Here is a 19,337-nt window from a genome sequence, read left to right on the forward strand (position 1 = left end):
TGCCAGACCTCATGTACGGGGAAGATCGCCAGATCATCGTCGTTTTGCCAGCCGCTTGCACCAGCGGCTGCCGTGTAATCACCAACAGGTTTAAGATTCGCCCTCGTTAATCACCACCGGAGCTGGCATGGCCCGCCTAACCCTTGAATTTCCCGAAGACCAGTTCTGCTACAGCACCCAACTGACGGTGCGCGTGACCGACATCAACGCGGCCAATCACCTGGGTAATGACTCGATGATTTCGATGATCTCCGAGGCCCGCGCGCGCTTTCTTTTCGAGTTCGGCATCGAAGAAACCCAGGAAGACGGCACCGGGATTATCGTCACTGACCTGGCCACCACTTACCGCGCCGAAGCCCATGCGCGCGACCACTTGTTGTTTGAGGTTGGCGTCATGGACTTCAACCGCTACGGCGGCGACATCACCTTCCGTATCAGCCGCCCGGCTGACGGCACCTTGGTGGCCATGGCCAAATCCGGCTTTGTATTCTTCAACTACAAACTAGGCAAAGTGGTGCCGATGTCGGCCAGCTTTAGCGACAAATTCAGCAAGGTCAATTGGCTCAGCCCTGACTAAAAGTCGCGCACCAATGCAGCGCGCAGCGTCTTGAAAAGGTGCAGCAATAGCGCCGGACCTCACGCGCACAGCGCTACAAGCCACGCCAATCAAGGTAACCGCAGTTGGCACAAGCTCTGCATGAACGATTGCAGAATTGAATAAAGCACGGCCTTCAACGACGAGGGCCGTACTTCCCGAGAGAACGGGACTGGACAAAGGCGTCCTCGCTAGGTGACTAGCGGGACGCCTTTTTTTTGGGCCTGCAATTTGTGGCGGTGAGCTTTATTGGCCCGTCGCGCTGGCCGCTAAAAATTACTCACGTGAGTTTTCCGTGACTCTTATTCAGGAGATGGCCGGCATGAAAAAGCTCAAGCTGGTAATGATCGGTAACGGCATGGCGGGTGTACGCACCCTTGAAGAGCTGCTCAAGCTCGCCCCCGACCTTTATGACATCACGGTGTTCGGTGCCGAACCGCACCCCAATTACAACCGCATCCTGCTGTCCCCGGTGTTGGCCGGCGAACAGACCTTCGAGGAGATCATCCTCAACGACCTCAACTGGTATGCCGACAACAACATCCAGCTGATGCTCAACCGCAAGGTGCTCAGCATTGACCGCAAGAAGCGCTTGGTAACCGCCGATGACGGCAGCACGGCCGAATACGACCGCCTGCTGATCGCCACGGGCTCCAACCCGTTTATCTTGCCGATACCGGGCAACACGCTGGAAGGCGTGATCGGCTATCGCGACATCGCCGACACCGAAATGATGATGGCCACCGCCAAGACTCACCGCCATGCGGTGGTAATCGGCGGCGGCCTGCTCGGTCTTGAGGCGGCCAATGGCCTGAAGATGCGCGGCATGGAGGTGACCGTGGTGCACCTGGGCGACTGGTTGCTGGATCGCCAGCTGGACAAAACCGCCGGTAAGTTGCTGCAAAGCGCACTGGAAGCACGCGGCATCCACTTCCGCCTCAACGAGCAGACCGAAGCGTTGATGGACAACGGCGAAGGCCGCGTTTGCGCCGTACAGTTCAAGAATGCTGACGTACTACCGGCCGACCTGGTGGTGATGGCAGCGGGTATCCGCCCCAACACCGAACTGGCTGAACAGGCCGGCATTCCGTGTAATCGCGGCATCCTGGTCAACGACACCATGCAGACCTTCGACCCGCGCGTGTATTCGATTGGCGAATGCGCCAACCACCGAGGCATCGCTTACGGTCTAGTCGCGCCGCTGTTCGAGCAGGCCAAGGTCTGCGCCAATCATCTGGCCCAGCTCGGCTTCGCCCGTTATCAAGGTTCCGTGACCTCGACCAAGCTGAAAGTCACCGGCATCGACCTGTTCTCTGCCGGCGACTTTATGGGCAGCGACGGCACCGAGACCATCACCCTCTCCGACCCCATTGGCGGCGTGTACAAAAAGCTTGTGGTAAAGGACGACGTGCTGGTCGGTGCCTGCCTGTATGGCGACACTGCCGACGGCGGCTGGTATTTCCGCCAGGTCAAAGAGAACGCCAACATCAGCCAGATTCGTGATCACCTGATGTTCGGTGAAAGCGCCCTCGGCGATGTCGGCCACCAGGGCCAGAGCAGCGCCGCCAATATGCCCGACAGCATGGAAGTGTGCGGCTGCAACGGCGTGTGCAAAGGCAGCATCGTCAAGGCGATTCAGGAAAACGGCCTGTTCAGCGTCGACGACGTGAAAAAGCACACCAAGGCTGCCAGCTCCTGCGGCTCCTGCGCGGGCCTGGTTGAACAGATTTTGATCAGCACCGTCGGCGGTGCTGCCGATGTGAAGCCAAAAAGCGAAAAAGCCATCTGCGGCTGCAGCGAAATGAACCACGGGCAGATCCGTAAAGCGATCCGCGAGGAGCACCTGACCAGCATGGCGCAGACCATGCAGTTGCTGAATTGGAGCTCGCCAAACGGCTGCGCCACCTGCCGCCCAGCGCTGAACTACTACCTGATTGCCACCTGGCCTGGCGAAGCCAAGGACGACCCGCAATCGCGTCTGATCAACGAGCGTGCCCACGCCAATATCCAGAAAGACGGCACCTATTCAGTGGTGCCGCGCATGTGGGGCGGCGTTACCAACCCGTCCGAACTGCGCCGCATCGCCGATGTGGCCGACAAGTACAACGTACCGATGGTCAAGGTCACGGGCGGCCAACGCATCGACCTGCTGGGCATCAAGAAGGAAGACCTGCCAGCGGTGTGGCAGGAGCTGGACATGCCCTCCGGCCACGCTTATGGCAAATCCATCCGCACGGTAAAAACCTGTGTTGGCAGCGAGTTCTGCCGTTTCGGCACACAGAATTCGACCCAACTGGGTATTGATCTCGAACATGACCTGTTCAACATGTGGGCACCGCACAAGGTCAAGTTGGCGGTGTCCGGCTGCCCGCGCAACTGCGCCGAGGCGGGCATCAAGGACGTCGGCATCATCGGTGTGGACTCGGGCTTTGAGATGTACATCGGCGGTAACGGTGGGATCAAAACAGAAGTCGCCGAGTTCTTCGTCAAGGTGAAAACCGCCGAAGAAGTACGCGAGTACAACGGCGCGTTCCTGCAGTTGTACCGCGAAGAAGCCTTCTACCTCGAACGCACCGTGCACTACCTGCAGCGCGTCGGCATGGAGCACATCAAGAAGGCCGTGCTGGAAAGTGCAGAAAACCGCAAAGCACTGAACGCGCGCCTGCAGTTCGCCCTGTCGTTCGAGCAAGACCCGTGGAAACAGCGCATCGAAACGCCGCACCTGAAGAAAGAGTTCGAGCGAATCGCCGTGGTAAACATTGAGGAGGCCACCGTATGAGCTGGCTGGATATCTGCGCCCTGGAAGAAATCAACGTGCTCGGCTCACGCATCATCAATGGTCCGAAGGGTGATATTGCGATCTTTCGCACCTCCGACGATGAGGTCTTCGCCCTCGATGACCGCTGCCCGCACAAAGGCGGGCCGCTGTCTCAGGGGCTGATCTACGGCAAACGCGTGTCCTGCCCGCTGCACAACTGGCAGATCGAGCTCGATAGCGGCAGCGCCGTAGCGCCCGATATCGGCTGCGCACACAAGCACGAAGCCAAGGTAGAGAACGGTCGCGTGCTGCTGTCCTTCGCATAACGCAACGAGCCCGCTATGGGAGGCGCTTCAGCGGCGACTGTCGCGGCTAAAGCCCCTCCCTCCCTGCAGGAACCAAGAACATGGACTCCACGCAAATTACCGCCTCAACCTGCTGTTACTGCGGCGTCGGCTGCGGCGTGCTGATCGAACACGACGGCGAGAAGATTCTTGGCGTTGCGGGCGACCCAAGCCACCCGGCCAACTTTGGCAAACTCTGCAGCAAAGGCGCGAGCCTGCACCTAACCGGCGACCTCGACGCCCGCGCCGCCTACCCAGAGTTGCGCCTAGGCAAAGGCCTGGCGCGCAGCCGCACGGACTGGGGCAGCGCCCTGGAGCACGCCGCCAACGTGTTTGCCCAGACCATCCGCGAACACGGCCCAGACAGTGTGGCGTTCTACATATCGGGGCAGTTATTGACCGAGGACTACTACGCCTTCAACAAGCTGGCCCGGGCGCTGGTTGGCACCAATAACATCGACAGCAATTCACGCCTGTGCATGTCCAGCGCGGTGGTCGGCTACAAGCGCAGCCTGGGCAGCGACGCACCGCCGTGCAACTACGAGGACATCGAGCAGAGCGATTGCGTGCTGATCGCCGGCAGCAATATGGCCTACGCCCACCCGGTACTGTTCCGTCGGTTGGAAGCAGCTAAAGCCGAGCGCCCACAGATGCGCGTCATCGTCATCGACCCACGGCGCACCGACACCTGCGAGCTGGCCGACCTGCACCTGGCAATTCTGCCAGGCAGCGATGTCGCGCTGTTCCACGGCATTCTGCATATCCTGATGTGGGAAGGCTGGATTGATCGCCGTTATATCGACGCCCACACCGAAGGCTTCGCTGCACTGAAAACCCTGGTACAGGCCTACAACCCGCAGATGGTCAGCGAACTGTGCGGCATCAGCGTAGAAAGCCTGCAACAGTGCGCAAAACTGATTGGCCAGGCCCCCAGTTTTCTCTCGCTGTGGTGCATGGGCCTCAATCAGTCAAGCAGCGGCAGCGCCAAAAACAGTGCCCTGATCAACCTGCACCTGGCCACAGGGCAAATCGGCAAAGTCGGCAGCGGCCCGTTCTCCCTGACCGGCCAGCCTAACGCCATGGGCGGCCGTGAAACCGGTAGCCTGAGTAACCTGCTGCCTGGCCATCGTGAAGCCGCAAACGCCGAGCACCGCGCCGAAGTCGCCGAGTATTGGCAGGTCGACGCGCTGCCCGACAGCACTGGCCTAACCGCTGTCGAGCTGTTTGAAGCGGTACGCGTCGGCAAGATCAAGGCGTTGTGGATTGCCTGCACTAACCCGGCGCAGTCCCTGCCGGACCAGACCAAGGTGCATGAAGCCCTCGCCACCTGCCCGTTTGTGGTGGTGCAAGAAGCCTTCTTCACCACTGAAACCTGCCACTACGCCGACCTACTGTTGCCAGCCGCCAGTTGGGGCGAGAAAGAAGGCAGCGTCACCAACTCCGAGCGCCGTATCAGCCATGTGCGTCGCGCCGTGCCAGCACCCTTTGAAGCTCGGCCGGATTGGGCGATCACCACTGACTTCGCCCGTCGTTTAGAAACGTACCTGCGCCCTGGCCTGCCTAGCCTGTTCGACTTCGACAGCCCGCACGCGCTGTTTGAGGAATACAAACACCTGACCGCCAAGCGTGACCTTGACCTGTCGGGGCTGAGCTACGCGCTTCTCGATCAGCAAGGCCCACAGCAATGGCCCTTCCCGGCCGGCGCAAGCCAGGGCACACCGCGCCTGTATGCTGATGGGCAATTTCCAACAGCCAGCCGCCGCGCGCAGTTTCTCGCCGAGCCGTTTCGCGCCGCCCAAGAGAAGCGTGACACGCGTTATTCGCTGACCCTCAACACCGGCCGCCTGCGCGATCAATGGCACGGCATGAGCCGCACTGGTTCGGCCGCACGCTTGTTTGGCCATGCCCCGCAAGCGCTACTAAGCATGCACCCGGACGAACTGCGCCGGCGACGCCTAGAAAATGGCGACCTGCTCAAAGTTCGCAGCCGTCGCGGCAGCCTGATCGTGCCCGTGCAGGCGGATGACAGCGTGCGCAGCGGTCAGGCGTATCTGCCCATGCATTGGGGTGATCGGTTTCTCAAGGGGTTGGGCACCAATGTGCTGACCCAGCCGGCGTTTGACCCGCTGTCCAAGCAGCCAGAACTCAAACATGCCGCCATTGAGGTGGAGAAAATCGAGCTGCCCTGGAGCTTCTTTGCCCTGGTCGAAGGCCAAGTACAACAGCGCTTTGAGGCATTGCGCCCACTGTTTGAACAGTTCGCTTACGCCAACCTGACCCTCACCGGCCGCGAGCGCCCTGCTCTGCTGATCCACGCCGCCTGCGCAGTAGCACCGCCGGCCGAACTGCTGGCGCAGATAGATCAGCTGATCGGCCTGAGCGAAGGCCCCGTGCTGGCCTATGACGACCCGCGCAAAGCGGTTGGCAAGCGCGTACGCATCGAGGACGAACGCATTACCGCGATTCGCCTGGCTGGCGAAACCGCCGCCCGCGACTGGCTCAAAGGGCTCTGGGAAACCGGCAGCGCAGATGCCGAGCTGCGTCGCTGGTTGCTCGCGCCGCTGTCCACGCCGCCAGGTGGCAACCCTGCCAGCGCGGCTAGCAAAATATTGTGCAACTGCCTGAATGTCAGTCAAAACGCGATCTGCGCCGGCATTGCCCGTGGCCTGGACCTCAACGGCCTGCAACAGCAACTCAAATGCGGCACCAGCTGCGGCTCCTGCGTACCGGAAATCAAACGACTGCTGAGCCAACAACCGGCGTTAACCAACGTATAACTTTGCATAGCGAGGGTGGGTTCAACCCACCTGAGGAGAAGCACATGAGCGCAAAAGTCTGGCTGGTAGGCGCAGGCCCCGGTGACCCGGAACTGCTAACCCTCAAAGCGGTAAAAGCCCTGCAACAGGCCGAAATTGTCATGATCGATGACCTGGTCAACCCGGCCGTACTGGAACACTGCAGCAACGCCCGCGTTATGTCGGTGGGCAAGCGCGGTGGCTGCCGCTCCACGCCACAGGCGTTTATTCACCGGCTGATGCTGCGTTACGCTCGCCAAGGCAAATGCGTGGTGCGTCTTAAAGGCGGCGACCCGTGCATCTTCGGCCGTGGCAGCGAGGAAGCCGACTGGCTCAAGCAGCACGGTATCGAGGTGGAAATGGTCAACGGCATCACCGCAGGCCTCGCCGGAGCGACCAATTGCGGTATTCCGCTGACCTTGCGCGGCGTAGCCCGTGGCGTAACCCTGGTCACCGCCCACACCCAGGATGACAGCAGCCTGAACTGGCCGGCCCTAGCCCAGAGCGGCACCACCCTGGTGGTTTATATGGGTGTGGCCAAGCTGGCAGAAATCCGCGAAAGCCTGCTGGCAGGCGGCATGCGCGCCGACATGCCAGTGGCCTTGATCGAAAACGCCTCACTGCCCAATCAACGCGAATGCCGCAGCAGCCTGGCGGGCATGCAACACGCCGCGCAGGACTTCCGCTTGCAAAGCCCGGCCATCCTGGTGATCGGCGAAGTAGCCGCACAAGCCACCATGCAACTCGCCGCGCTTAGCGCCTAAGCACTTCGTACCCTAGCCCAGCACAATCCCTGCCCATACGTTTGTCGCCTGTACCCAGGCGACACGATGGGCCAGCTACTTGATCGCGCGAAGACACAGCAAAGAACAGCCAGCAGACGCTGAGTGAGTGCTAAGCCTGCATGGCCCAGCCATGCACATTCATCGCCGCCTGACGCAGGGCCTCGGAGCGCGTGGGATGGGGGTGGCAGATTAGTGCGATGTCTTCGGCCGAGGCGCTGAACTCCAGAGCAACGCAGTATTCGCCGATCAGTTCACCCGCGCTGGGGCCAATGATATGCACGCCAAGAATCTGGTCGGTGCGCTCATCGGCCAGCACTTTGACGAAGCCTTCTGCCTCATGGTTAATCTTCGCCCGGCTATTGGCGGTGAAGGGAAATTTGCCGACTTTATAGGCGCGCCCTTCTGCTTTCAGTTGCTCCTCGGTTTTACCCACAGTGGCGACTTCCGGCTTGGTGTAAATCACCCCAGGAATCGCGCCGTAATTAACCTCAGCCGCATGCCCAGCGATGCGCTCGATACAGGCGATGGCTTCGTCTTCGGCTTTATGCGCGAGCATCGGCCCGGAAGTCACGTCACCAATAATCCAGATGTCTGGCACGCTACTGCGGTGCTGCTGGTTTTCCAGCATGCCGCGTTTATCGGTAGTCAGGCCAACGGTTTCCAGGCCCAAACCGGCGGTATAGGGCCGGCGACCAATGGCCACCAGCACATAATCCGCTTGCAGCTGCTCGATTTCGCCACCGGCCGCAGGTTCCAAGCTGAGACTGACGCCGTCTGCATCCGCCTTGGCGGCACTTACCTTGGTTGCCAGTTTGAAGCGCATGCCCTGCTTGCTCAGGGTACGTTGCAAGGTTTTCGCGGTTTCATCATCCAGGCCGGGGCAAATGCGGTCGAGGTACTCCACCACCGTAACTTCGCTGCCCAAACGCCGCCAAACCGAACCTAGCTCCAGGCCGATCACCCCTGCCCCGATCACTACCAGATGCTTAGGCACCTTGGGCAAGGCCAGCGCACCGGTGGAATCAAGAATGCGCTGGTTATCAACTGTCACCCCTGGCAACGGCGACGGTTCTGAGCCGGTGGCGATGACGATGTCCTTGGCTTGCAGTTCGCGTACGCTGCCATCGGCCTGGGTAACCGTGACCTTGCCCGGCCCGTTCAACCGGCCCCAACCTTTGATCCACTCGACCTTGTTCTTGCGAAACAAAAACTCGATGCCCTTGGTCAGGGCCGTTACGCTCTCATCCTTCTGCTTCATCATCTGTGTCAGATTGAGCGTCGGCGTAACCTCGACACCAAGGTTATTAAGTTCGCCGCTGGCGGCTGCTTCGTACAATTCCGATGCATGCAGCAAGGCCTTCGAGGGCATACAACCAACATTCAGGCAGGTGCCGCCAAGGGTCTCACGACCTTCGATACAGGCGACCTTGAGGCCCAGTTGTCCGGCGCGAATGGCCGCGTTGTAGCCGCCGGGGCCGCCACCGATGATCAGCACGTCATAGTTACTCATGGAATTGCTCCTAAGTTGCAGAGGATTAACGAGCCAGGGCCGCGCTCGCTGTTGGCCGTGGGCGCAGGAGATAAAAGGCGCTAAACGCTGCGACCGCGAATAGCGTGTTCAGCAACACCATCGGCCTGGCGGTGCCGTCCGCCAGCACGCTCAGCAATATGCCGCTGGCGGTTGCGCCAGCCATTTGCGCAAAGCCCATAAAACCTGCGGCCAAACCCGCACGGTGCGCATTAGGGATCACCGCGCCAGCCACCGACGCCGGTAACAGCATGCCGCCGCCCAGAGTGACCAGTACTTGCGGTAACGACAGGCCGAGCAGCGAAAGCCCAAACAACCAGTAGATCGCCAGCGTGATCAGCGCGCCGGTCGCTACCAGCGCCGCGCCTATGCTGACGATCTTCTCGGGGCCCAGCTGCGTGATGCGCCGCTGGGTGAACAACGCACCAGCGATCAGCGCCGAAACAATCGCCGCAAAGGTCAGACCATATTGCGCCGGGCTCAGCCCGAGCAGGCCGATGTACACCGCTGAAGAGCCCGCAATCACGGCGAACATCGCGCCATAGGTACAGGCCAGCGTCAAAGCCAACGCGCGGAACGAGGCAGCGCGCAGCAGATCGGCATAGTTACCCGCCAAACGGCTCAACTGCCCGGCTTGCGGGTCGAGTTGCTGATTGCTCTCGCGGTACAAAGCGATTACCGCACACACAATGCCAACACCGATCAGCAGCGCCAAAGCAATCGGCGCACGCCAACCGCCATACAGGGTCAGCACACCGCCCAGCATCGGCGACAGAACAATGGCGCAGAGCATGCCAATCACCGTTAGCGCAAGGGCCGGCCCTGCCTGTGCCTGCCACACATCGCGGACGATGGCCCGCGCCAATACCAAGGCAGTGCAAGCACCAAGCCCTTGCAGTACGCGAGCCGCAATAAATTCACCCATGCTGCTGGCCATCAACATCCATGATGTGGCGAGCAGATAGACCAGCAACCCGGCGATCAGCACCGGACGTCGCCCAATGCGGTCCGACAACGGGCCGAGCAACAACTGGCCCAAGCCAAAGGCCGCAACAAACGCCGACAAAGCCACCAGGCTGCTGCCGTGACGCGCGTTCATGATCAGCTCGAGAACACCCAAGCTAGGGATGATCAGCTGGGTGGAAATCTCTCCAAGGGCGGTCAGCGCCACCAGAAGCAAAAGCAAGCTGCGGGACGGCAAAGGATAGCGGTGCATGATCGGAGTCCTGTGGTTTCAGGCTGGGTCGCTCGCCAGCTATTGATATTTCGACCACAATATAACAAATTAGATTACGACCATAATTTAATTAATCAAACACAGCAGAGGCCGCTACATGACCAGTCAATCCCGTGAAGAAAAACTCAGCGCCTGGATCGCTGCCGAGCAAACCATGCGAGCCAGCCTTGGCGAGCCCGGCAGCATGAGCCTGGCTCAAGTAAGTGAACTGTTACCGCAGGAGTTCTTTGATGGCATTGGCCGTGGTGAGCTGCCCTCTGCGCCGATGGGGCATTTGCTGGATTTCATTCCGCTGGAATGGTCATCAGGGCGTTTCGTCTTTCAAGGCACACCCGATGCACGCCACTACAACCCGCTGGGCAGTGTGCACGGCGGTTATGCAGCGACCCTGCTCGACTCCTGCATGGGTTGCGCAATCCATACCCAGTTGCAGCGCGGCCAGGGCTACACCACCACTGACCTGCGCATCAGCTACATTCGCGCCCTTAGCGCCAAGGTCGGACCGATTCGTGCCGAAGGCCGCATCGTGCATGTCGGACGTACCACCGCACTGGCCGAAGGGCGTATTTACGATGTCGACGACCGCTTGTATGCCGTGGGCTCAACCACCTGCCTGATTCTCAATATGCCGGGCTAAGCCAGTCACCTGTCAGTCAAGGATGTAGCCCTGCCCTAGCAGGCCTCATACATCGCCCATTTACTTGATCCGTAGGAACACCGCCATGCAATCCATTGTTATCGCCGGTTTTGCTCGCTCACCTTTCCACTTCGCCAAGAAAGGCGCCCTGGTCAACATTCGCCCGGATGATCTGGCCGCGCAAACGTTAAGGGGCCTGGTAGACAAACTCAATCTAGACCCAGCGGAAATTGAAGACGTGATCATGGGTTGTGCCTATCCAGAAGCCGAGCAAGGCATGAACATCGCCCGGATTGCCAGCTTTCGCGCAGGATTTCCGGAGACCCTCGGCGGGGCCACGGTTAATCGTTTCTGCGGTTCGTCCATGACAGCGGTGCACTTTGCCGCCGGGCAGATCATGCTCGGGGCCGGCGAGGCTTTTATCTGCGCCGGTGTCGAGTCGATGACGCGTGTACCGATGGGCGGCTTCAATCTTTCCCCCAACCCCACCCTACTCGAGAGCTTCCCGCAGGTTTACATGAGCATGGGACATACCGCCGAGCAAGTGGCCGAGCGATTCACGGTCAGCCGCAACGACCAAGACACCATGGCCGTTCACTCCCATGCCAAAGCCAGTTTCGCCCGTGATAACGGCCTGTTGAACGACGAAATTATTGCCATCACCACCCCAGAAGGCTCGATTGATAGCGATGGTTGTATCCGCCCTGGCACCAACCTTGAGGCCCTGTCGCAACTCAAGCCAGCCTTCGGCGGTACGGTGACAGCCGGTACGGCTTCCCCTCTGACAGACGGCAGCGCGGCAGTGTTGGTATGCAGCGAAAGCTTTGCCCGCCGCCACGGGTTGAACATATTTGCGCGCATCAAAGCGGTGGCCGTGGGGGGCTGCGCCCCAGAAATCATGGGCATGGGCCCCGTTGTGGCAACACGTAAAGTGCTACAGCGTGCCGGGCTGCGTATCGAAGATATTGATCTGCTGGAGATCAACGAAGCCTTTGCCAGCCAGTCGATTGCCTGCGTACGCGAGTTGGGTCTGGACATGGCCCGGGTCAACCTTGATGGCGGTGCATTGGCTCTCGGCCACCCACTTGGCGCTACCGGTGCGCGAATCACTGGCAAGGCGGCCAGTCTGCTGCAGCGCACTGGCCGCCGTTATGCCATCGCAACGCAATGCATCGCCGGCGGCCAGGGTGTGGCGACTTTGCTGGAAGCCGTCGATAACTAACAGGCTCACGTCGTCATGAGTTTCGCCGCCAGGTGCACCTATGCATCTGGCGCTGAAAGCCCAAGACGAAGCGAGTAACATGGCACCCAACATTTGAAACCAGCAGCCAGGTAGTGCATGCGTTACTCTGAAGACCATAAAGCCCAGACTCACCAACGCATCATCGAAGAAGCTGCGCGCCTGTTCCGCAGTGCCGGTGTAGGTGCGACAGGCCTGCAACCGCTAATGAAAACCCTCGGGCTGACCCATGGCGGCTTCTACGCTCACTTCAAATCGAAAGACCAACTGGTGGAGACCGCGCTGCGTCACAGCGTAGAAAAACTCAACGCTGAAATCAGCAGCGGCGATAAGCCATTGGCAAAACTTATCAGCGCTTACCTGTCGTCCGCCCACCGTGCTAATCCCGGCGAAGGCTGCCCACTGCCGACCATGTCCGCCGAACTTGGCCAACGCGGCTCACCAAGTCCGACTACTGATGAGATGGTTCGTGAGCGTCTAAAAACCATCGAGACTGGCCTTGGCAGTGAACATGCCGATGACCAGAGCGTGTTGATTCTTAGCGCCATGGTCGGTGCCCTGCTTCTGTCACGCAGCGTCAGCGACGCAGAACTTTCCGACCGCCTGCTGAAAACCACCCGCCGCCTGCTGATCGAGCAGAACACTGGCGATGCGGTGACAAAACCCTGAGCCACAACATCCAAGTAACCCAAAGCAAAAGCCCTGAGCGTTACCTCTCAGGGCTTTTTCGTTGCAGTCAGTGATTTACTTATAGCGAGCGGCTGCACTGCTGTGCGAAAGGTTCGGCCCGAGCTTGCCGCGAGCGTCGGTAAACGCCCGCCAATCGGCAGCGTCCGGCAGCGATGGGATGGTAATCAGTTCGCCTTGGTCGAAACCGGCCAGCGCCGCATCGACCATCTCGCCCACGTCCATGATCATGCTCGGCGGTAATGCCGAGTCATCCATGCCGCTACGCTCCCAGATCTCGGTGCGGGTGATGCCGGGTAATACAGCCTGCACTTGCACACCCTGCGCCTTGACCTCGCTGCTGAGCGTCTGGGTTAGGCTCAGCACATAAGCCTTGGTGGCGCTATACACGGCATTGAACATTTCCGGGGCCAGAGCCACCACCGATGCAATGTTGATAATTGCGCCGCGCCGAGCAGCCGTGAAGTTGGCGGCAGCAGCAGTGGACAGATGAGTCAGTGAGACAACATTGAGCAAGATCATCCGATCCACGGTATTGAGATCGGCCTCGGCTAGTTGGCCATTCATGGCCATGCCAGCATTGTTGACCAACAGGCTGATGGCGTTGTCAGTGCGCAGGCGTTGGGTTACAGCCTGCAGGTCAGCCTTATCGGTCAGGTCGGCTTTCATAACGTCAGCCTTTACCCCGTATTGCTCGGTCAAACGCACAGAGAGGGCCTGCAAGCGCGGTAAATCGCGAGCAACCAGCAGCAGGTCATAGCCCCGCTGTGCCAGGCGCTCGGCATAGGTGGCACCAATGCCTGATGAAGCGCCAGTAATCAGTGCAGTGCCTTTCTCATTTTCTGTGCTCATTACGTATCTCCTGGGGGGGGTGTGGGACGCTGGGCTGTCGGGAGGTATAGCGCGGCGAATAATATTACGACCACAATATAAATATCATATGTCGACCATAATAAAAAATTTTAAGGCTCTGCCTTACCATGCGCCAGGCGGAAAATTCACCAAAATTCAGTTCAAAAAACGCACAGCAATGGGCAAGAAGCTGATCGCTAGGGTCAACAGAGCACAAAAAAGCGGACAACCTTTGCAGGTTGCCCGCTTCGTTTAACGCCCGTAACTCAGGCCAGTCTGCTGGCCTGCGCGATTAGGTCGTACGGATCAGGTGATCAAAGGCACTCAGCGATGCCTTGGCCCCCTCACCCACCGCGATGACGATCTGCTTGTACGGCACGGTGGTCACGTCACCGGCGGCGAAGATGCCAGGCAGCGAGGTTTCGCCACGGGCATCGACAATGATTTCGCCACGGTTCGACAACTCTACCGAGCCTTTAAGCCACTCAGAGTTCGGCAACAGGCCGATCTGTACGAAAATACCTTCCAGTTCTACCGAGACGAACTCATCGGAGTTGCGATCCTTGTAGACCAGGCCACTCACTTTCTGGCCATCGCCTTTCACTTCGCTGGTCAGGGCACTGGTGATCACGTTGACGTTCGGTAGGCTGTACAGCTTCTTCTGCAACACCGCATCGGCACGTAGCTTACTGTCGAACTCCAGCAGAGTGACCTGAGCAACAATCCCGGCCAGGTCGATGGCCGCTTCCACACCGGAGTTGCCGCCGCCGACTACCGCTACGCGCTTGCCCTTGAACAGCGGACCGTCGCAGTGCGGGCAGTAAGCCACGCCCTTGTTGCGGTATTCCTTCTCGCCCGGCACGTTCATCTCTCTCCAGCGTGCGCCGGTGGACAGAATCACGGTTTTGGCCTTGAGGCTGGCACCGCTCTCGAACTTCACTTCATGCAGGCCGCCTTCGCTGGCAGCCGGGATAAGCGCGCTGGCACGCTGCAGATTCATGATATCGACTTCGTACTGCTTAACGTGCTCTTCCAAGGCGCGAGCCAGTTTCGGGCCTTCGGTTTCCTGTACCGAGATGAAGTTTTCGATGGACATAGTATCCAGCACCTGGCCGCCGAAACGCTCGGCCGCGACACCGGTACGGATGCCTTTACGCGCAGCGTAGATAGCGGCCGCAGCACCGGCGGGGCCACCGCCGATAACCAGCACATCGAAAGCTTCTTTGCTGCTCATTTTCTCGGCGTCACGGCTGGCTGCACCGGTGTCGATTTTGGCAAGGATTTCCTTCACGTCCATGCGGCCGGAGGCAAATATTTCACCATTCAGGTAGATGCTCGGCACGGCCATAACCTGGCGACGCTCGACCTCGTCCTGGAACAACGCGCCGTCAATCGAGACGTTGCGAATATTCGGGTTGAGCACGGCCATCAGGTTAAGCGCCTGAACCACATCAGGGCAGTTCTGGCAGGACAGCGAGAAGTAGGTCTCGAACTCGAACTTGCCTTCGATGCTTTTGATCTGCTCAATGGTCTCGGCATCCAACTTGGACGGATGACCGCCCACCTGCAGCAACGCTAACACCAGCGAGGTGAACTCGTGGCCCATCGGAATACCGGCAAAAGTCAGGCCGATGTCCGCACCGGGGCGGTTCAGCGCAAAGGACGGCACACGGCTGTCGCTGCCATCTTCACGCAACGTGATCTTGTCAGTCAGGCTGACGATGTCATGTAACAAAGCACTCAGTTCACGGGATTTTTCGCTGTCATCGATGGACGCGACAATCTCGAACGGTTGAGTGACCTTTTCCAGATAGGCCTTCAATTGGGCTTTAAGCGTGGCGTCCAACATGATTCAGGTATCCCTTTGACAAAATTCAGGAACAAAAACGCCCGGACGGATTGCGCCCGGGCGTTCGGGCACTAAAGAGGCTGGGTTACAGCCCTAAAGCGCAAAGCAGATTAAAACGGCTCAGCGACTGCCTGCCGAAGCGAGCAGCGCTGAAAAGCGTTTTAGATCTTGCCAACCAGATCCAGCGAAGGAGCCAGAGTTTTTTCGCCTTCTTTCCACTTAGCTGGGCAGACTTCGCCTGGGTGAGCAGCGGTGTACTGAGCCGCTTTCAGCTTGCGCAGGGTTTCCGATACGTCACGAGCAATTTCGTTGGAGTGGATTTCAACGGTCTTGATCACGCCTTCCGGGTTGATCAGGAAAGTACCGCGCAGCGCAAGACCTTCTTCCTGGATATGCACACCGAAGGCATTGGTCAGTTGGTGAGTCGGGTCACCGATCAACGGGAACTGAGCCTTACCAACAGCAGGAGACGTCTCGTGCCATACCTTGTGCGAGAAGTGGGTATCGGTAGTGACGATGTAAACCTCAGTACCGGCCTTCTGGAACTCAGCGTAGTTGTTAGCTGCGTCTTCGATCTCAGTTGGGCAGTTGAAAGTGAAAGCAGCCGGCATAAAGATCAGAACCGACCATTTGCCCATCAGGGACTGCTCGGTAACTTCAATGAATTTACCGTTGTGGAAAGCGTTGACCTTGAACGGTTGAACTTGAGTGTTAATGAGGGACATCTCTGATTCCTTCTGAGGGTTAAGAATTTTGTCTACGGGGCGCATTTTAGCGCCTTCAACGAAAAAAGCTTATTAATTGCCGCCATGGCATCGATTGACTAAGACAATCGAAACACCATCTCACGCCAGTGTTGGATCTATCACCAGCACCAGTTTTCCGTTGACGCCATTACCTGCCAGCTCGGCAAACGCCAACTCGGCATCTTTGACGGCAAAACTACGCTGTAGTTGCGGGCGCAAACGCCCCTCGGCAAACAGCGGCCAAACATGCTGCCGCACATCTTGCAGTAACTGGGCTTTGAACAACCCGTCACGGGTACGCAAGGTTGAGCCGATCAAGTGAATACGCTTGCCAAGTAGCAAGGCCAGATCGATCTCAGCCTTGCGCCCACCGAGCAAGCCAATGTTCACCCAGCGGCCATCCAGAGCCAGCAAATTCAGGTTAAGTGCGGCATAACTGCCGCCGACCGGGTCAAGGATCACATCGAACGGAGCAAAATCATGTAATGCCTGCAACTGCTCTTCACCGCGTAGCACACCGCCCTGAGCGCCCAGGCTTTCGCAATAAGCCAGCCGATCCGACGAACCAACGCTGACCCAAACCGGGCTGCCAAAGGCCTTGCAGAGCTGAATGGCCGCAGAACCCACGCCACTGGCGCCGGCATGCAGCAGCACCTTCTGCCCAGGCTTCAAGCCGGCTAACTGAAACAGGTTGAGCCAGGCCGTGGCATACACTTCGGGCAATACAGCTGCCTCGTGCATGGTCACGCCATCGGGTATAGGCAAAGCATGTCGGGCATCGACCACTACTTCCTCAGCCATACCGCCGCCACCTAGCAACGCGCAAACCCGATCACCGATCTGCCAATCGCAGCCTGCGCCCACTTCACTGACAACCCCGGCACACTCCAGGCCTAGCACCTCAGTAGTGCCTGGTGGCGGCGGATAAAGCCCTGCACGCTGCAACAAATCGGCGCGGTTCAGCCCAGCTGCCGCGACACGAATGCGAATTTCACCTACATCACAGGTCGGTGTTGGGTGTTCAGCCCATTCCACACGACCTTCAACGCCTTGCAATGCCTTCACGCTGCCTCCATAGTGCATTTGAACCGAGCCCGGCAATGATCGCCGGGCTTTTGCATTGCGCCGATGGAACCTGGCGCCCTTAAAGACGGCCTAATATGCGTTATCAACTGCCCACACGTCGAATCAGCATGAAGCGAACCCTACTCAGCGTCACCCTAGCCTTTTCGTTTGCCATAAGTGCTCTGCCGCTTGCGGCGAAAACTACCAGTGACGATTCCTGGGAATACCTGCAGCCCGATCGGGAACAGGTTATCGCCAGCCTCAACGTCGTGGAACTGTTAAAGCGTCACCATTACAACAAGCCGCCGTTAGATGATGAGCGCTCGGAAAAGATCTATCAGGGCTACCTGAAGATGCTTGATCCCTCGCGCAGCTACTTCATCGCATCGGACATTGCCGAGTTCGATCAATGGCGTACACGTTTTGACGACTTGCTAAAAAATGGCGACCTGCAACCGGGCTTTGCCATTTACAGGCGTCACCTGGAACGCTTGCAAAGCCGTCTGCAATTCGCCTTGAACATGCTCGAAAAAGGCATCGACAAGATGGACTTCAGCACCGATGAGAGCCTACTCATCGACCGCGAGAACGCCCCTTGGGCTAAGAATCTTGCCGAGTTGGACGACCTCTGGCGCAAGCGCGTAAAAGATGAAGTCCTGCGCCTGAAAATCGCCGGCAAGGAACCCAAGGCTATCCAGGAACTGCTGACCAAGCGCTACAACAATCAGCTTTCACGGCTCAAGCAGACCCGCGGCGAAGACGTGTTCCAGGCTTATATCAATGCCTTTGCCATGTCCTACGACCCGCACACGACCTACCTATCGCCGGACAACGCGGAAAACTTCGACATCAATATGAGCCTATCGCTCGAAGGTATTGGTGCAGTACTGCAAAACGACAATGAATACGTAAAAGTCGTGCGCCTGGTGCCGGCAGGCCCTGCTGAAAAAAGCAAACAAATCGCCCCTGCTGACAAGATCATCGGTGTAGCTCAGGGCGACAAGGAAGTGGTCGACGTAATCGGCTGGCGCCTGGATGAAGTGGTCAAGCTGATTCGTGGTCCGAAAGGCTCAAAAGTACGCTTGGAGGTCATTCCTGCCAGCAATGCGCCGAACGACCAAACCAGCAAGGTGGTTTCCATCACCCGCGAAGCGGTCAAGCTCGAAGAGCAGGCAGCGAAGAAATCCATCCTCCACCTCAACCAAAATAACCGCGACTATAAACTCGGCGTGATCGAGATTCCGGCCTTCTACCTGGATTTCAAAGCATTCAGAGCTGGCGATCCAGAGTACAAGAGCACCACCCGTGACGTTAAACGCCTATTGACTGAGCTGGAAAAAGAAAAAGTCGATGGTGTGGTCATCGATCTGCGTAATAACGGTGGCGGCTCACTGCAGGAAGCCACCGAACTGACAGGCCTGTTCATCGATAAAGGCCCAACCGTACTGGTGCGCAACAGCGATGGTCGCGTCGATGTACTGGCCGATGAAAACCCCGGCATTTATTACAAAGGCCCAATGGCCGTGCTGGTCAATCGTCTGTCGGCTTCTGCCTCAGAGATTTTTGCCGGCGCCATGCAGGACTACCACCGCGCGCTAATTGTCGGCGGCCAAACCTTCGGCAAAGGCACCGTACAGACCATCCAGCCGCTTAACCACGGTGAACTGAAGCTGACCCTGGCCAAGTTCTACCGGGTATCCGGGCAGAGCACCCAGCATCAGGGCGTGATTCCAGATATCCGTTACCCGGACGTTATGGACACCAAAGAAATTGGTGAAAGCGCCCTGCCCGAAGCCATGCCCTGGGATAGCATCAAACCGGCAATCAAACCGGAGCTGGACCCTATCAAGCCGTTCCTCGCCGAACTGCAGAGCCGTTTTGAAAGCCGCACAGCACAAAACCCAGACTTCACCTTTGCCCGTGAACGCCTGCAACTGTCGCAGAAGTTGATGGAAGAAAAGAGCGTCAGCCTCAATGAAGCTAAGCGCCGCGCCCAGCAAGCGGACATCGAAGGCCAACAACTGGCCATCGAGAACAGTCGGCGCCAAGCCAAAGGTGAAACACCGCTGAACAAACTCAAGGTGGAAGATGAAGACGCACTGCCGGCAGAAGATGAGAAGACCAAACCGGAAGATGATGCCTTCCTTGCCGAAAGCGGTCGCATTCTGCTCGACTACCTAGGTTTGAATACACGACTGGCTAAACAGTAAAACTCGAGC

15 protein-coding genes are annotated in these 19,337 nt (G+C 58.6%); 9 read left to right on the forward strand and 6 right to left on the reverse strand.

Annotated elements, in window-relative coordinates:
• Positions 1-127: 127 nt before the first annotated feature.
• The 5 genes from VCA57_RS21945 to cobA all read left to right on the forward strand — a co-directional run bounded on the left by VCA57_RS21945 (position 128) and on the right by cobA (position 7,256).
• Positions 128-577 (forward strand): thioesterase family protein, encoded by a 450-nt coding sequence (locus tag VCA57_RS21945; RefSeq protein WP_411187628.1) that lies wholly within the window; start codon positions 128-130, stop codon positions 575-577.
• Between the two features lie 340 nt (positions 578-917).
• The gene (gene nirB / locus VCA57_RS21950; protein ID WP_411187811.1) at positions 918-3,374 is read left to right on the forward strand and encodes a nitrite reductase large subunit NirB; all 2,457 of its coding nucleotides are present in this window, start codon (positions 918-920) and stop codon (positions 3,372-3,374) included.
• Positions 3,371-3,679, forward strand: coding sequence for a nitrite reductase small subunit NirD (gene nirD / locus VCA57_RS21955; RefSeq protein ID WP_411187630.1), 309 nt, complete (start codon positions 3,371-3,373; stop codon positions 3,677-3,679). The genes nirB and nirD overlap by 4 nt, the downstream gene beginning before the upstream one ends.
• A gap of 80 nt (positions 3,680-3,759) precedes the next feature.
• Entirely contained in the window at positions 3,760-6,474 is a 2,715-nt protein-coding gene (locus VCA57_RS21960; protein WP_411187632.1) for a molybdopterin-dependent oxidoreductase, read from the forward strand.
• Between the two features lie 44 nt (positions 6,475-6,518).
• Entirely contained in the window at positions 6,519-7,256 is a 738-nt protein-coding gene (gene cobA / locus VCA57_RS21965) for a uroporphyrinogen-III C-methyltransferase (protein WP_411187634.1), read from the forward strand.
• 130 nt (positions 7,257-7,386) lie between these two features.
• On the opposite strand, the gene lpdA is transcribed toward cobA, so the two are convergent.
• The gene (lpdA, locus tag VCA57_RS21970) at positions 7,387-8,787 is read right to left on the reverse strand and encodes a dihydrolipoyl dehydrogenase (RefSeq protein WP_411187636.1); all 1,401 of its coding nucleotides are present in this window, start codon (positions 8,785-8,787) and stop codon (positions 7,387-7,389) included.
• A gap of 25 nt (positions 8,788-8,812) precedes the next feature.
• Complete coding sequence (locus tag VCA57_RS21975) at positions 8,813-10,021, reverse strand: MFS transporter (protein WP_411187638.1); 1,209 nt, start codon at positions 10,019-10,021, stop codon at positions 8,813-8,815.
• A gap of 118 nt (positions 10,022-10,139) precedes the next feature.
• Between VCA57_RS21975 and VCA57_RS21980 the strand changes: the two genes are divergently transcribed.
• The 3 genes from VCA57_RS21980 (at position 10,140) to VCA57_RS21990 (ending at position 12,588) form a co-directional block, all read left to right on the forward strand.
• Positions 10,140-10,679 (forward strand): PaaI family thioesterase, encoded by a 540-nt coding sequence (locus tag VCA57_RS21980; RefSeq protein WP_411187640.1) that lies wholly within the window; start codon positions 10,140-10,142, stop codon positions 10,677-10,679.
• 85 nt (positions 10,680-10,764) lie between these two features.
• Complete coding sequence (locus VCA57_RS21985; protein WP_411187642.1) at positions 10,765-11,901, forward strand: thiolase family protein; 1,137 nt, start codon at positions 10,765-10,767, stop codon at positions 11,899-11,901.
• Positions 11,902-12,018: 117 nt separating this feature from the next.
• Positions 12,019-12,588 (forward strand): TetR/AcrR family transcriptional regulator, encoded by a 570-nt coding sequence (locus VCA57_RS21990; protein ID WP_411187644.1) that lies wholly within the window; start codon positions 12,019-12,021, stop codon positions 12,586-12,588.
• 75 nt (positions 12,589-12,663) lie between these two features.
• Here the strand turns inward: VCA57_RS21990 and VCA57_RS21995 are convergent, their stop codons facing one another.
• The 4 genes from VCA57_RS21995 to VCA57_RS22010 form a co-directional block, all read right to left on the reverse strand.
• Entirely contained in the window at positions 12,664-13,458 is a 795-nt protein-coding gene (locus VCA57_RS21995) for an SDR family NAD(P)-dependent oxidoreductase (protein ID WP_411187646.1), read from the reverse strand.
• A gap of 292 nt (positions 13,459-13,750) precedes the next feature.
• Positions 13,751-15,307: an alkyl hydroperoxide reductase subunit F gene (gene ahpF, locus VCA57_RS22000; protein WP_411187648.1), complete on the reverse strand. Its 1,557-nt coding sequence runs from the start codon at positions 15,305-15,307 to the stop codon at positions 13,751-13,753.
• Between the two features lie 161 nt (positions 15,308-15,468).
• Entirely contained in the window at positions 15,469-16,032 is a 564-nt protein-coding gene (gene ahpC, locus VCA57_RS22005; RefSeq protein ID WP_411187650.1) for an alkyl hydroperoxide reductase subunit C, read from the reverse strand.
• 120 nt (positions 16,033-16,152) lie between these two features.
• On the reverse strand, positions 16,153-17,118 hold the full coding sequence (locus VCA57_RS22010) for an NAD(P)H-quinone oxidoreductase (RefSeq protein ID WP_411187652.1): 966 nt from the start codon (positions 17,116-17,118) through the stop codon (positions 16,153-16,155).
• Positions 17,119-17,246: 128 nt separating this feature from the next.
• Between VCA57_RS22010 and VCA57_RS22015 the strand changes: the two genes are divergently transcribed.
• Positions 17,247-19,328, forward strand: a complete 2,082-nt coding sequence (locus VCA57_RS22015; protein ID WP_411187654.1) for a carboxy terminal-processing peptidase — start codon at positions 17,247-17,249, stop codon at positions 19,326-19,328.
• The last annotated feature ends 9 nt before the right edge of the window (positions 19,329-19,337 follow it).

This window comes from Pseudomonas sp., assembly GCF_046581935.1.
Lineage (GTDB): Bacteria > Pseudomonadota > Gammaproteobacteria > Pseudomonadales > Pseudomonadaceae > Aquipseudomonas.

Coding starts and splice junctions, on each gene's coding strand:
- ahpC (WP_411187650.1), bottom strand. CDS start 16,032: ATGTCCCTCATTAACACTCAAGTTCAACCGTTCAAGGTCAACGCTTTC.
- cobA (WP_411187634.1), top strand. CDS start 6,519: ATGAGCGCAAAAGTCTGGCTGGTAGGCGCAGGCCCCGGTGACCCGGAA.
- VCA57_RS21985 (WP_411187642.1), top strand. CDS start 10,765: ATGCAATCCATTGTTATCGCCGGTTTTGCTCGCTCACCTTTCCACTTC.
- lpdA (WP_411187636.1), bottom strand. CDS start 8,787: ATGAGTAACTATGACGTGCTGATCATCGGTGGCGGCCCCGGCGGCTAC.
- VCA57_RS21980 (WP_411187640.1), top strand. CDS start 10,140: ATGACCAGTCAATCCCGTGAAGAAAAACTCAGCGCCTGGATCGCTGCC.
- ahpF (WP_411187648.1), bottom strand. CDS start 15,307: ATGTTGGACGCCACGCTTAAAGCCCAATTGAAGGCCTATCTGGAAAAG.
- VCA57_RS21945 (WP_411187628.1), top strand. CDS start 128: ATGGCCCGCCTAACCCTTGAATTTCCCGAAGACCAGTTCTGCTACAGC.
- VCA57_RS21960 (WP_411187632.1), top strand. CDS start 3,760: ATGGACTCCACGCAAATTACCGCCTCAACCTGCTGTTACTGCGGCGTC.
- nirB (WP_411187811.1), top strand. CDS start 918: ATGAAAAAGCTCAAGCTGGTAATGATCGGTAACGGCATGGCGGGTGTA.
- VCA57_RS22015 (WP_411187654.1), top strand. CDS start 17,247: ATGAAGCGAACCCTACTCAGCGTCACCCTAGCCTTTTCGTTTGCCATA.
- VCA57_RS21975 (WP_411187638.1), bottom strand. CDS start 10,021: ATGCACCGCTATCCTTTGCCGTCCCGCAGCTTGCTTTTGCTTCTGGTG.
- VCA57_RS21995 (WP_411187646.1), bottom strand. CDS start 13,458: ATGAGCACAGAAAATGAGAAAGGCACTGCACTGATTACTGGCGCTTCA.
- nirD (WP_411187630.1), top strand. CDS start 3,371: ATGAGCTGGCTGGATATCTGCGCCCTGGAAGAAATCAACGTGCTCGGC.
- VCA57_RS21990 (WP_411187644.1), top strand. CDS start 12,019: ATGCGTTACTCTGAAGACCATAAAGCCCAGACTCACCAACGCATCATC.